We start from the raw sequence: 13,220 nt of genomic DNA on the forward strand, positions 1-13,220 counted from the left end.
CCCAGGCGAGTCCCCGCCTGGACAGTGAAAACGGCGATCTCACATGCGCCTCCTGAGGGGGTGGTCGCGCACCGTCCGCGTCCCATATGAAGTTAATGTGAGCGCTAACATTTCGCGGTGACGACCGGTGGTCATGCGGCGGAGCCAACCCCATGTGCGAGGGGTGGTCAAGGGCCGGGCCCGTCCGAGACCTGCGGCAGCCGGGCGGCTCACCTGTACTGAACTGGGCTCCGGAGGCTCACGGAAGGCGGACGCCGACCCTCGACGAATGTGAAACTTTCAGCTTCTGGAGAGTTAACGTACGGGTACGTGGTCGACCCTGCCGAAGGAGCGTGACCTTCGACGCCTGCCCGGCGGCGCGGGCGCGGAGAACTCCTTGCGTACGGCCTCCGTGCGCCGCAGGGACAGGTCCGTGTCGTACGTGGTTCGCGCCTTTCAGCCCGTCTTCGGGCAGACGGTGCCGTTCTTGGGAGCGCGCAGGGCGAGCAGGTAGTCGTCGACCGCGTTGTCCACACACGTGGAGCCGCTGCGGTAGGCCGTGTGCCCGTCGCCGTCGTACCCGAGGAGCACACCCGAAGTCAGCTCCGAGGCGAGCCCCTGAGCCCACTCGTACGGCGTGGCGGGGTCGCGCAGGGTGCCGACGACGAGGATCGGCGGCGCGCCGACGGCCTTGAGCGGCTTGTCGGTGCCGACCGCCTTCGCGGGCCAGTAGGCGCAGGGCAGCGAACCCCACATCACGAACGGCCCGAAGTGCGGCGCGGTCTTGGCGGCCTCGCCCGCGGCCTTCTGGTACGCGTCGAGCGCCTTGGGGTACGGGTGGTCCACGCAGTTGACGGCCATGTTCGCCTCGGTCTGGTTCGAGTACGAGCCGTCGGACCGCCGGTCGACCAGCAGGTCGGCCATCCGGAGCAGGTCCGTGCCGTTGCCCTCGTTCATCGCCTTGCTCAGGGCTTCTCGCAGCCGGGGCCAGGCCGCGCGCTCGTACAGCGGGGTGGCGATGCCGATCACCGTCCACGCCTCGTTGACCACCCGGCCGTCGCCGAGGTCGTTCTTCAGCGGCTGCCGGTCGGCCTTCGCCAGCAGGTCGCTGACCTCCTTCATCGCGCCGTCCACCGTACGGCTCTTGAAGGGGCAGGAGCCGTTGAGGAAGCAGTCCTCGACGAACGCCTTCAGCGCGACCTCGAAGCCCTTCGCCTGCACCTCGTTGGACTTCAGCGACGGCACGGCCGGGTCCACCGCGCCGTCGAGCACGAGTGCCCGCACGTGCTTGGGGAACAGGTCGGCGTACATCGCGCCCAGATAGGTGCCGTACGACTTGCCGAGATAGGTGAGACCGGGGTCGCCGAGGACGCCGCGCAGGACGTCCATGTCCCTGGCCGCGTCGGCCGTGCCGACGTGGGGGAGCAGACGGGCCGACTTGGCTCCGCAGCTGTCGGCGAACAGCTTGGACTCCTTGTCGAGCGCCGTGACCTCCGCCGGCGTGTCCGGGCTCGAGTCCATCCCGATGTACGCATCGAGCTGGGAGGCCGTCATGCACGTGACCGGAGTCGACTCGCCCACGCCGCGCGGGTCGAACCCCACGATGTCGAACTGGGCGCGTACCTTGTCGCTGACCACGGACCGGGCCGCCCGCGCGTACTGGATGCCCGAACCTCCGGGCCCGCCGGGGTTGATGAGCAGGGAGCCGGCGCGCTTGCCGGTGGCCGGCAGGCGGATCACGCTGAGCTGGATGCGCTCACCGGAGGGCTTCTTGTAGTCGAGGGGCACTTCGATCTTGGCGCACTGGAAGCCGTCGCCGCACGCGCGCCACGTGGGCCGCTGCGCGTAGAACGGGCGCAGCTCGGCCGTGGGCGCCTCGACCGCCGGCTGCGCCTTGGCGCCTGCGCTCGGCTGCTCGGAGGTGGCCGGGGCGTGGCTGGAACACGCCGTGAACGGCAGCAATGCGGCCAGTGCCGCGACCGCCATTCGCCGGCTCGGAGGACCGCCGCCGTACCGCGTACGAGGCGGTGTGACCTTCGCTTTCTGTCCGGCCGATCGCATACCCGTCGTTTCCCCTGCCGTCGCCTGCGTGACGAGGACCAGCATGCCGCCTGCCGAGGGCGGGCGGCGACCTGCTGACAACGGCCGCGAAGGATGAGGTCGAATGTCTGGCGGCTCGGAGGCGCCGTCAGGCGGTACAGGGCGCTTTTCCTGTGACAGATGCGCCGGGGATGCCCTGTTTCTACTGGTCATCGAGTAAAGGGAGACCCTGCCGGTGGCTGGGGAAGTTTTACCGACCTACTCGGAACATGACGTGGCTCCCGGGAGCACGCTCGGAGGGCCGCGACGCTCCCGGGCGGCGACGGGTGCACGAGAACCGTGATGACCCTGTAGACTGTGCGAAGCCGCTCGCGGCGTGCCGCCTTAGCTCAGTCGGCCAGAGCACTTCACTCGTAATGAAGGGGTCAAGGGTTCGATTCCCTTAGGCGGCTCCACCTCAAAGGCCCTCCCGGACCACCCGGGAGGGCCTTTGCGTGTCTATCTGCGTGACTACCGTTCCCGATCACTTATTGAAGATGCGATCCGTCCCGCCTCGGCGGTCGCGCACCCCTGCCGGCAAGCGGCGCAACGTCGGCGAACTGGCGGCAAACGGTGGCACTGATGAAGATCTCTTTCAAAGACGCAGGGAAGACCTTGGGGCGCTGCCCCAAACCCCGGGGCACTCCGGATCCGCGAGGGGCCGCGCATAGCTCACGCCGTAGCTGGCTGGGGTGGAAGTCCTGATCGCCCGCCCGCCATCGACCCGGGCAAGCCCAGCAGCCCGGCTCCTCCAGGTCAAGCCCAGCCGTGCCGGCAGGACACGCGCGCGGAAGGTCACCGGGAGCAGGTACACGCGAGGCATGGGCTTGCCCCTCCGCCCCCGGCCCGCTGTCGCTCCGCGATGGGTCGACGGCAGACGAGAGATCAGGCCAGCGGATAATGTGCGGGTCCGCACGAGCGTGGGAGAACCCGGTGGTTCGAATGCGAATTTCGGCGCAGGAGGCCGTCATAGGTCTGATGAGCTTGGCATTCATAGAGATCCGCACCGTGGGTTACCGTCGCGATCCGACGCTCCTGGAGTGGATTGACGGCCCGGAGGATTACCACGAGCAGATACGAGTGATCGCCGACATATGCCACAACTTGCCCGGAAGTCTTAGCTCGCGCAGCAAGCGGCAACGGGAGCGAAGGGCCAGTGAGAGCCTGAGACTCCTTCTGCAGGGAGCAGACGACGCACATACTGAATGGGTCCGCACCCGTCTTGACGAGCTCGGATATGACTACCACTCGTTGCTCGGGAAGCCCGATCGAGAGGTCTAAGTTGGGCACTGCCTCCGCCGTGCGGGGGCACATCGGGGGCACACGCGCTCGGAAAACGCTGTCAAGCGATGGCAGCGAACGGAAGCGTTACCGCAGGTCGCCTGTCATGCGAAGCGATGCGCCGCAGGTAGAGAGTGCGCGGAAATTGGACGAGCCGGCCTACAGGCCGGCTCGTCCACCTTGATACCTCTGACCTGCGGCCTTGACCAGGCGATGCCATCCCCGCAGGGCTCTCTCAACGCTCATGAGGGATGCCGGGTTGCTTTGCCGGGCCTGCTGAAAGCCCCCAGCAGGGCCAACGCCAATGCCGTCGTCAGGGCGTACAGGGGTAGTGGGCGCAACCCCGCGGGCGCCGGGTCCATCAACTGTGACGGCACGGCAGGGTAGGCGAAAGTCACAAAAATGATGAGAACGATCCCGGCGGGGACGGTTGTACGCAGCGGCCGTACGTTCAGAATCGCAAACCCGATCCAGCAGGCGAGCACGACACCGGCCACACCCATGGCAAAACCGATGTAAGGCCCCGCGCCTATACAGAGCCTCCCAACTACGCCGAGGCACTCACGGTCGCCGGCAGCCTCTGAAATCTCATAATCCAACGAGAGCCCGGCCCCCAGGAGCCAGCCCAGTGCCGCCGCGCCGGCGGCCCGCGACAATGAAACGACCGGCATGCCGGTGAGTATAGAAGGGAGCTGCGGATTCTCCACGGGCAGGGCGAACAAGGGGACAGCTTCAGGGCACATGAACGCGAGAAGCAAGGCGAAACGACGAGGAGTGGCAAACGCTGAAAGCCCAGCTTGGCGTATGAGCTGGATAGTCACCGCAGGTCAGCCAGCAGGACGATCAGATCTACGACGAGTGAGTACCGCGCGATGAGCTGGCAGACCAGCAAGGCTCACTGCGTGACCAAGTGCGTGACAACGCCGACGAACGGCCTTGGACACTGGTGGACAACAGTGGTCAGTCACCGCAGCTAGAGAGCGCATCTGACGAGTTCGGAAACCTGCCACCGTTACCTCGTAATGAAGGGGTCAAGGGTCCGATTTCCCTTAGGCGGCTCCACCTCAAAGGCCCTCCCAGGAGGGCCTTTCTTGTTGCCGAACAGCAACGCGTACAGCAGCCGAGACGAGCTGGTAGGCGTCGGCGCGATGGGTCTCGGCGCAGGAGGGGCAGCGGGAGGCGCGGCGGGTCTTGCGCGGCACCCGCAGCAGGAGGTCGTCCGGTTCGACGGGCGAATCATCACTGCGAGTTGCAGGTCTACCGTGCGGGCGGCCGACGAGCATCGCGATCAGCTGCTCGTCCCGAATCGACGCTTCACGGCACCGCGCCCTGCCAGTCGCGTACCTCGTGTGCCCATGCGGTCAGTCCGGCGACGAATCCCTGCCGGTCCCTTGGGGAGAGGCCGTCCAGCACGTGCAGCAGCGGCGCGGACCGGCGTGCCACGAACTCCTCCATCGCGGGCCTGTGCTCTTCCATCATCGACACCAGGGTGCGGCGGCGGTCGGCCGGATCCTCCCGGCGTTCGACCCATCCCGCCCGGCTGAGGTCGCCGACGAGTTCGCTCGTGGTGGACAGGGAGAGGCCCATGCGCCGGGATAGCTCGGTCACGCTGAGCGAGCGGTCGGCGAGCAGGTGGCCGAGCACCGCTCCGTGCCGGGCGGTGAGCCCGTGGGTGCGGAATGCCTCGTAGAACTCCGCCGACATGTCATGGCGCGCTCGCTGGAAGTACGCAGCCAGCAGCGGGAGAAGGGTCAGGACCTCGCGGATCTGGGCCGGGCTCGGCATGTGTGTCGGTGAGGTCGGGTCGTGGTCGGTCACGGGAGTAGTGTAAAGCTTTGTACATCCGAAGTATTCGGAAGTCCGAATGGAGTGCGTATGATCCTCGTGACGGGAGCGACCGGCAACGTCGGGCGCCACGTGGTCGAACAGCTGGTCGAGGCGGGCGAGCAGGTCCGGGCGATGACCCGGCGGCCCGAGCGGGCCGGCCTGCCGGACTCGGTCGAGGTCGTTCGAGGCGATCTCGCCGAGCCGGAGAGCCTGCCCGCCGCGCTTCGGGGGACAGACCGGGTCTTTCTGTTCCCGATGCCCGGTCGGCTGCCAGGTTTCCTGGATGCGGCCAAGGGCTTCGGTCTCCAGCGTGTGGTCCTGCTGTCCGCGTCGGCCGTGACCTATGAGACGCCGAACCCGATCGGGCGCATGCATGAGGAATGTGAAGCGGCGGTGACAGGCTCCGGGCTGCCGTGGACCATCCTGCGCCCAGGCGCCTTCATGGCCAACGACCTGCACTGGGCGGCCTCGATCAAGGCCACCGGCGTGGTGCACGGCCTCGATGACGGGGCGGCCGGCGCGCCGATCGACGAGCGGGACATCGCGGCCGTCGCGGTGCGCGCGCTGCTCGACGATGGCCATGCGGGCGAGGCCTACCTGCTGACCGGTCCGGAGGCGCTGACCGAACCGGAGCGGGTAGGGATCATCGGTAGGGTGCTGGGCCGGGACCTGCGATTCCAGGCGCTCTCGGTCGAGGAGGCTCGCGCGGGGATGCTCACCCGCATGCCGGCCGAAGTCGTCGACTCGATGCTCGCGATGCGCGCCGAGGCCCGGGAGATGGCGCGGGTGGCGCCCGCCGCACGGAATCTCATCGGCCGGGCACCGTACACCTACGCGGAGTGGGCCACCTACCACGTGAACGACTTCCGCTGACCAGGAGCGCCCGGTCCTCAGCTCAGCGCCTGCCTCAGGAGCGCCCCGATCCTCGCTTCGACGTCGGCGGTGATCTCGGTCAAGGCGTACGAGGCCGGCCACATCGCGCCTTCGTCGAGGTTCGCCTCGTCGCTGAAGCCGAGTGTCGCGTAGCGGGCCTTGAACTTCGCCGCGGACTGGAAGAAACAGATCATCTTGCCGTCGCGGGCGTACGCGGGCATCCCGTACCACAGCTTCGGCGTGAGGGCGGGCGCGGTGGCCTTGATCAGGGCGTGCAACCGCTCGGCGATCACCCGGTCGGACTCCGACATCTCCGCGATCTTCGCGAGCACCTCGCTCTCCGTGTCGGCCTTGGCGCCCCGCCGGACGCTCTTCAGCTCCTTGGCACGCTCCTTCATCGCGTCGCGCTCTTCTTCGGTGAAACCGTCGTACTTCTGGCCCTTGGCGGTGGTGGTCTTCGTGGTGTTCGACATGACGATGTCCTCTTTCTGCGATGTGTGGCTTGGGTTGGTGGTGGGCGGGAGCAGTGTCACCACTGGCCCGCCTGCTGGCGGGTCGGCACGTTGAGCCGGTTGAAGGCGTTGGTGATCGCGATGTTGAGCAGCAGTGCGGCCAGCTCCTTCTGGTCGAAGTGCTTGGCGGCCAGGTCCCACACCTGGTCCGGCACCGGGTCCGCCCGGTCGGCGAGCCGGGTCACGGCCTCGGTCAGGGCCAGCGCGGCGCGCTCCTCCTCGCTGAACCACGGCGTCTCCCGCCACGCGGCGACGGTGTGCACCTGGTCCGCGGTCACCCCGTGCCGCTGGGCCTGGTGGACGCCCCCGACCACACACGGAGCACAGCCGTTGATCTGGCTGGCCCGCAGGTGGCTCAGCGCCAGCAGCTTGCCGTCCAGTCCGGCGCCCGCGACGGCCTTGTTGACCGCCATCAGGGCCTCCATCGCCTCGGGGATCAAAACCGCCGGGTTCGGCATGCGCTCGGTCGACATCGCTTCTCCTTCGTCGCGGGTGTTTCCGACAGGAGCCATCCGACCATCGGCGTGCCGGGGCCCGCCTGGGCCGTGGGACACCGTGGGACACCGAGAACCAGGTTGAGCAGCGGAAACGCATCGCCGATCCGTCTGCGTGGGCCGGGACGGGTACGGTGTTGCACGTGTCCAGCCCCCAGGAACGACTGGTGGCTCAGCTCGCCCGGGTCAAGGAGCTGAGCGGGCTCAGCCTGCGCGCGCTCGCCCGCCAGACGGGTCTGAGCAGCTCGTCGTTGTCCAGGTATCTGACCGGCCAGCTCGTGCCGCCGTGGGAGGCCGTCGTGGCGCTGTGCCGGGCCGTGGGACGCGATCCCCGGCCACTGCGCGCGCTGTGGGCCGAGGCGGCCGAAGCCGGCGCGGCGCCCGTCCGGCGCCGCAACGACCTGCCGGCCGACCTGTTCGACTTCACCGGCAGGGAAGCGGAGTCCGTGCTGGTCGAAGAGCTGCTGCGCACCACCGGCGCGGCCGCGATCGACGGCATGGCGGGCGTGGGCAAGACCAGCCTGGCCGTGCACGTGGCCCATCGCCTCGTCCCCGCGTACCCGGACGGCGGGCTCTACCTCGACCTGCAGGGCTTCACCCCGGGTCAGGAGCCACTGGAGCCGCACGCCGCGCTGGGCCGGCTGCTGGGCGCGCTGGACGTCACGCATCCCCCGGCCGGCACCGCAGAACGCGCGGCGCTCTGGCGGTCGGAGCTGTCCCGCAGACGGGTTCTCGTCGTGCTCGACAACGCGGTCGACGCGGAGCAGGTGCGCCCGCTGCTCCCCGGCGCGGGGAGGTCCGCGGTCCTGGTCACCAGCCGCCACCGGCTGGTCAGCCTGGACGGAGTGCCGCCGGTGTCCCTGGAGCCGCTGACCGACGACGACGCGGTGCACCTGTTCGGCCGGGCGGCCGGGCTCGCGCTCACCGAAGAGGAAGCGGTCGGCCAGGTGCTGCGGCAGTGCGGCGGGCTCCCGCTGGCGCTACGGATGGCGGGCGCGCGGCTTCGCCACCGCCCGGGCTGGACCGTGGCCGTGCTGGCCGAGCGGCTGCGCACCACCCCCAGCCGCTTCGACTCCGCCTTCGGCATGTCGCTGCAGCAGCTCGACGCGGACCAGCGCCGCATGTTCCGGCTGCTGGGTGTGCTGCCGGGCGCCGACTTCGACGCGGCGGTGGCGGGCGCGCTCACCGACATGCCGCCGGGCCGGGCCGGTGCCGCGCTGGAGGAACTGGTCGACGCCCACCTGGTCCAGGAGCCCTCGCCAGGGCGCTACCGGATGCACGATCTGATCCGGCAGTACGCGGCGGACATCGCCGCCGACGAGGAGCCACGGGCCGAAGCCGCCCTGCGCCGGGTCCTGACGCACTATTTGGAGCAGGCCGTCGCCCACGATCGGACCCTGCCATCGCCGCACCGCAAGGAACCCTTGCCGGGGGATCCGGCGAAGGCCATGGCCTGGTTCGACCTCGAGTACGTCAACCTGGTCGCCTGCTTCGACGCCGCCGTACGGCTCGGCATGGACGAGGTGGTGGCCGAGCTGCCGCAGGCCATGCGGGTCTGGTTCTTCCGGCACCGCGGAACCGACGATCAGGCACGCATGCTCGAAGCCGCCGCGGACGCCGCGGCACGTCTCGGCCGCGACCAGCAGCGGGCCTCGCTGCTCGCGGACCTCGGCTACGCCCGTGCCGCCGCCGGACGCCTCGACGAGGCGCTGTCCGCGTACGAACTGGCCGAGCAGTCAGGGCCGGACGACGACATCGCGGCCGCCCTGGCGCTGCGCATCGGCTTCGTACGCCGGGATCTCGGCGACCTCGAAGCGGCGCAGGCGCACTTCCGGCGGGCACGCAAGCTGTTCGAGAAGCTCGGGCACCCCATGGGGCAGTCCCAGGCGCTGGCCTTCGACGGATGGGTGACACTTCATCTCGGGCGGCGCAGCGAAGCCGTCGAACTCGCCCGGGCCTCCGTCGCACTGGCGGACGGGCCCGCACAGATCACCGGGCTGGTCACTCTCGGTCTCGCGCTGGCGCCGGACGACCCGGCGGAGTCGCTGCGAACGCTGCATGAGGCGTTGAAGCTGTCCGAGCAGAACAAGCTCCAGCACAACCAGGCGTGGTGCCACAACTATCTCGGTGTCGCGCTGCGGATCACGGGCTCACCCGAGGAGGCGCTCGAACACCACCGGCGGGCCTTCGAGCTGCTGGAACCGCTGGCCGAGGTGCAGCTGGAGATCGACTTCCTGCACACCTACGCCGAGACGTGCCGCGCGGCGGGCCGCTATGACGAGGCGCTGGCGCTGCTCAACCGGACCATCGAACTCGCGCGCGAGCTGGGCCGGCCGTACGACGAGAAGCTCGCCCGGGCGGCGCGGGAGGTCGTGCGCGCCGCCGGCTGAGCCGTCCCCGCCGTCCGTACGTCTCATTCGATCGCCGGCCGTGCCCTGGTTAATCGCTTGTCGGCCGCCTTGTGCGTCGCCCATGATGCGGCCATGGCGCATGCTGCCGGCACAACCGATCGGGGATCACCATGGACGTCACCCAACGCCGTGAGCTCGCCCGCAGGGCGCTCGACGGCTATGTGAGCGGTCCTGCCGCCCCGATCCTGGCGATGGAACGCGCCCTGGCGAAGGTCGGCGACGCCGTGACCGTGGTGCTCGTCGAGGGCCCCAGCGACCAGATCGCCCTGGAGACCGCCGCGGTGGGCCGCGGCCGGGATCTGGAGGCGGAGCGGGCCGTGATCGTGCCGATCGGCGGGGCGCACGCGATCGGGCGCTTCCTGGCGGGATTGGGCCCGCCGGACACCCGGGTGCGTCTCGCCGGTCTGTGCGACCTGCACGAGGAGGAGATTTTCCGGCGCGCGATGGTCGCGAACAATGTCGGCTCGCCCCGAACGCGCGTCGACATGGAGCGCCTCGGGTTCTACGTCTGTGTGAAGGACCTGGAGGACGAGCTGATCCGGGCCGTGGGCGCCCCAGGGGTCGAAGCGCTCTTCGACTCGCAGGGCGACCTCGGGTCGTTCCGCTCGTTGCAGAGCCAGCCCGTTTGGCGGGGCCGGGAGCCCGAAGCGCAGATGCGGCGGTTCCTGAGCAGTGGCTCACGCCGCAAGCTTCGCTACGCACGGCTGCTCGTCGAGGCGGCGATCGGCAGGGACGCCCTGCCCCGGCCGCTCGACGCGCTGCTCAGCGCCGTCGGGAGGGGGTGATCATGTCGGGCGAGTTGACGACCTTATGGCGGCCGACCGGACCGGAGGAGCTGGAACTGGTCCGGCGATCCGGGTGGCGGGCGTGGCCGCCGCGGTTGCCCGAGCAGCCGATCTTCTATCCCGTGCTCAACGAGGACTACGCGATCAGAATCGCTCGCGACTGGAACGCGCCCCGCTACGGGGTCGGCTATGTGACCCGATTCCACGTGCCCGAAGAGTTCCTGGCCCGTTATCCGATCCGGCAGGTCGGCGGGGAGACGATTCTCGAGCTGTGGGTCCCCGCCGAGGAGCTGGACGAGTTCAACGCGCACATCTCCGGCGTCATCGAGGTGGTGCACGAGTTCCGGCCGGACCTGGACAGGACATGAGCTCATGCCCCTGATCTCGCGTAGCGACTGCGAGGTGAACGTCCACGACGGGACGTTCTTCATCGTGGATATGTCGCTCTCCTGGGACCCCTGCGATCCGTCCGATCGCCGCCGGCTCAGCCTCTCGGCGGAGGATGCGCTGGTGAGCCTCACGCTCGAAGTGTGGGACGACGAGCCGGGGGATCAGCGCGAGGCGTGGGCGGATGTCCTCACCTGCGTCTTCCACTCGGAGACCGGAGAGGTCTGCGCGGCGGAGCTGTACACGGACGTGTGCGACGGCTTCCTGCCCCTCGGCGAGCCGGAGCGGCTGTGGAACGTACGGGTGTACACGCGGGCCGATGACGGAGCGGATCCGCGAGAGCAGTTCTTGGTCCGGTTCTGGCCGCCGAGCGCCTCGACCTAGATCAAGATCTTCTTCGCGCAGGGTCGGGAGAGAACAAGATCCGGCCAACTGTTGGCACGGCAGCACGTGTCATGCCGTACCTCTCGTCCCCGTCGGGCGAATCTTCCCTGCGGTGCCAGCGCCGGTCATACGGCCTGGTGAATCGCCACGACGAGAGGACGTTCATGATGAGGCACATCCGCAGGATGTGTTACCCCGTCGCCGCCCTGGTGGCGGCGGCTGTCCCCCTGACGCTGTCCGGAGCGATCCCTGCCGACGCCGCGTCCGCCCGTACCGAGGTCGCGGCCACGGCGGCGCAGCGGGCCGCGGCGCCGGACCCCGCGTCGTGTCCCGAGCAGGTGGCGCTGGTCAACGGCGGTTTCGAGAAGCCCGTCGTCGCCGGGACGTGGGCTTCGTTCCCCGACGCCTCGCAGAACAATCCGAACGCGGTGCCGGGCTGGCGGACGACCGCCACCGATCACATGATCGAGGTCTGGAGCCCCCGCATGGGCGTCCCGGCGGCGGAGGGCGCGCAGTTCGCGGAGCTCAACGCCAACCAGGTCTCGACCCTCTACCAGGACCGTCCGACCACTCCGGGCCAGAAGCTGTACTGGCGGCTGTCCCACCGCGGGCGTCTCGGCACCGACCAGATGGCGCTGGACATCGGCGCTCCCTCGGGCCCCGCCCAGCAGGGGACCATGTCCGACGGCAACGGGAAGTGGGGCACCTACCACGGCAGCTACACCGTGCCCGCCGGGCAGACGACCACCAGGTTCGCCTTCCGCTCCATCTCGGCGGCCGGAGGCAACGCGTCGGTCGGCAACTTCCTCGACGACATCTTCTTCGGCACCCCGGCGTGCGTCGTCGTCACCAAGACCGCGAGTCCGCAGGGGCCGGTGAACGTCGGCGCCGAGATCACCTACCGGCTGACCGCCGTCAACAAGGGCGGCGACGTGGCGCAGAACGTCCGGCTCACCGACAAGGTCCCGGCCGGGACCACCTACGTGCCCGGCTCGCTCCGCGTCGTGGGCGGCCCGGGCAGCGGCGCCATGACCGACCAGGCCGGCGACGACCAGGCCGAGTTCGACGCGGCCACCGGTGTGATCTCCTTCAGGCTGGGAGACGGCGCCACGGGTACGGCGGGGGGCCGGCTGGCCAACGACACCACCCTGCCGGACGGCACCACCGTGGAGTTCCGGGTCAAGGCCGGCAGGTCGGTCGCGGGCAAGCAGGTCGTCAACAGCGGCGCGGTCGCCTACGAGAACCGGCTCGGCCCCGAGCCCGAGCCGCTGACCTCCACCAGCGGTGACGCCGTCACCGAGGTCAACCCGGCCGTCGACCTGAGCGTGGTCAAGTCCGCGGACAAGACCGAGGTCACCGTGGGCGAGACCGTCACCTACCGCGTCACGATCGCCAACGCCGGGCCCAACGACGCCACCGGCGTCGCCGTCAAGGACGCCCTGCCGGCCAACCTCGCCTTCCTGTCGTCCACGCGCTCGACCGGCACGTACGCCAACGGAACGTGGACCGTGGGGACGCTGGCCAGTGGCGCGACGGCCACGCTGATCATCCGTGCGAAGGCCACCGCGGTCGGGGAGACGGTCAACACCGCCACCGTCGGCGGCAAGGAGCTCGACCTCGACCCGTCCAACGACAGCGACGCGGTCAAGGTCTGCGTCCAGCGCGAGCCGTTCTGCCCCTACTGCACGCCCGGGAGCAAGCAGGGCACCGAAAAGTGACCTGCTGAAAGCGGGAGCGGCCGGGAATACCGTTGTGTCGGCGAAGACGCGCCACGACGGAGAGGACTCCCATGACAGGCACTCTTGTGGACGAGCTGTACGAGGCCGAGCGGCGACTGCAGAAGGCGCAGCTCATCGGTGACGTGGAGGAGCTCGACCGGCTGCTCGACGAGCGGCTCGTCTTCACGGGGCCGCCGGACGGCCGGCTGCACACGGAGGCCAAACAGCTTGATCTCCACAACCACCGCTCACGTACGCAGGTGATGACGAAGGTGGCCGAGGAGGACCTCACCGTCGTCGTCTCGGGGACGACCGGAGTCACATGCTTCCTCGGCACCCTCGAAGGCGCCCTCGCGGGCGAGTCGTTCGCCGGTCGGCTGCGCTACACGCGCACGTGGGTGCACACCGGCGAGTACGGCTGGCGCGTCCTGGCGGCCCATGCCAGTGAGGTGTGACAGCAGGTTCGAAATCGCGAGGCCCCTCCGGACCA

The 13,220-nt window shown here is 69.3% G+C and carries 12 protein-coding genes and 1 tRNA gene; 8 read left to right on the forward strand and 5 right to left on the reverse strand.

Annotation, left to right across the window (positions count from 1 at the left end):
* Positions 1 to 435 precede the first annotated feature (435 nt).
* Entirely contained in the window at positions 436 to 1,965 is a 1,530-nt protein-coding gene (locus Msi02_RS42180; RefSeq protein WP_204053322.1) for an alpha/beta hydrolase, read from the reverse strand.
* 432 nt (positions 1,966 to 2,397) lie between these two features.
* On the opposite strand from Msi02_RS42180, the gene Msi02_RS42185 reads away from it, so the two are divergent.
* A tRNA-Thr gene (locus Msi02_RS42185) sits at positions 2,398 to 2,474 on the forward strand.
* 1,107 nt (positions 2,475 to 3,581) lie between these two features.
* Here Msi02_RS42185 and Msi02_RS42190 read toward each other — a convergent pair.
* Positions 3,582 to 4,061 (reverse strand): hypothetical protein, encoded by a 480-nt coding sequence (locus tag Msi02_RS42190; protein ID WP_204053323.1) that lies wholly within the window; start codon positions 4,059 to 4,061, stop codon positions 3,582 to 3,584.
* 592 nt (positions 4,062 to 4,653) lie between these two features.
* On the reverse strand, positions 4,654 to 5,157 hold the full coding sequence (locus tag Msi02_RS42195; protein ID WP_239109391.1) for a MarR family winged helix-turn-helix transcriptional regulator: 504 nt from the start codon (positions 5,155 to 5,157) through the stop codon (positions 4,654 to 4,656).
* Positions 5,158 to 5,214: 57 nt separating this feature from the next.
* Between Msi02_RS42195 and Msi02_RS42200 the strand changes: the two genes are divergently transcribed.
* Positions 5,215 to 6,039, forward strand: coding sequence for an SDR family oxidoreductase (locus Msi02_RS42200; protein WP_204053324.1), 825 nt, complete (start codon positions 5,215 to 5,217; stop codon positions 6,037 to 6,039).
* Positions 6,040 to 6,056: 17 nt separating this feature from the next.
* Here Msi02_RS42200 and Msi02_RS42205 read toward each other — a convergent pair whose 3' ends face one another.
* Both Msi02_RS42205 and Msi02_RS42210 read right to left on the reverse strand, forming a co-directional pair.
* The gene (locus Msi02_RS42205) at positions 6,057 to 6,512 is read right to left on the reverse strand and encodes an iron chaperone (RefSeq protein WP_239109393.1); all 456 of its coding nucleotides are present in this window, start codon (positions 6,510 to 6,512) and stop codon (positions 6,057 to 6,059) included.
* Positions 6,513 to 6,568: 56 nt separating this feature from the next.
* Positions 6,569 to 7,024, reverse strand: coding sequence for a carboxymuconolactone decarboxylase family protein (locus Msi02_RS42210; protein WP_239109395.1), 456 nt, complete (start codon positions 7,022 to 7,024; stop codon positions 6,569 to 6,571).
* Positions 7,025 to 7,188: 164 nt separating this feature from the next.
* On the opposite strand from Msi02_RS42210, the gene Msi02_RS42215 reads away from it, so the two are divergent.
* The 6 genes from Msi02_RS42215 to Msi02_RS42240 all read left to right on the forward strand — a co-directional run bounded on the left by Msi02_RS42215 (position 7,189) and on the right by Msi02_RS42240 (position 13,185).
* Positions 7,189 to 9,435: an ATP-binding protein gene (locus Msi02_RS42215; protein ID WP_204053325.1), complete on the forward strand. Its 2,247-nt coding sequence runs from the start codon at positions 7,189 to 7,191 to the stop codon at positions 9,433 to 9,435.
* 131 nt (positions 9,436 to 9,566) lie between these two features.
* Positions 9,567 to 10,241 (forward strand): TOPRIM nucleotidyl transferase/hydrolase domain-containing protein, encoded by a 675-nt coding sequence (locus Msi02_RS42220; protein ID WP_239109397.1) that lies wholly within the window; start codon positions 9,567 to 9,569, stop codon positions 10,239 to 10,241.
* Positions 10,242 to 10,243: 2 nt separating this feature from the next.
* Positions 10,244 to 10,609, forward strand: coding sequence for an ADP-ribosylation/crystallin J1 (locus tag Msi02_RS42225; RefSeq protein ID WP_204053326.1), 366 nt, complete (start codon positions 10,244 to 10,246; stop codon positions 10,607 to 10,609).
* A 4-nt stretch (positions 10,610 to 10,613) separates the two neighbouring features.
* A complete protein-coding gene (locus Msi02_RS42230; RefSeq protein WP_204053327.1) occupies positions 10,614 to 11,012 on the forward strand; it encodes a hypothetical protein in 399 nt (132 codons plus the stop codon).
* Positions 11,013 to 11,176: 164 nt separating this feature from the next.
* Positions 11,177 to 12,730, forward strand: coding sequence for a CLIPPER-2 domain-containing protein (locus Msi02_RS42235; RefSeq protein WP_204053328.1), 1,554 nt, complete (start codon positions 11,177 to 11,179; stop codon positions 12,728 to 12,730).
* A gap of 71 nt (positions 12,731 to 12,801) precedes the next feature.
* On the forward strand, positions 12,802 to 13,185 hold the full coding sequence (locus Msi02_RS42240; protein WP_239109400.1) for a nuclear transport factor 2 family protein: 384 nt from the start codon (positions 12,802 to 12,804) through the stop codon (positions 13,183 to 13,185).
* Positions 13,186 to 13,220 lie beyond the last annotated feature (35 nt).

It is taken from the genome of Microbispora siamensis, from assembly GCF_016863095.1.
GTDB classification, from domain to species: Bacteria; Actinomycetota; Actinomycetes; order Streptosporangiales; family Streptosporangiaceae; genus Microbispora; species Microbispora siamensis.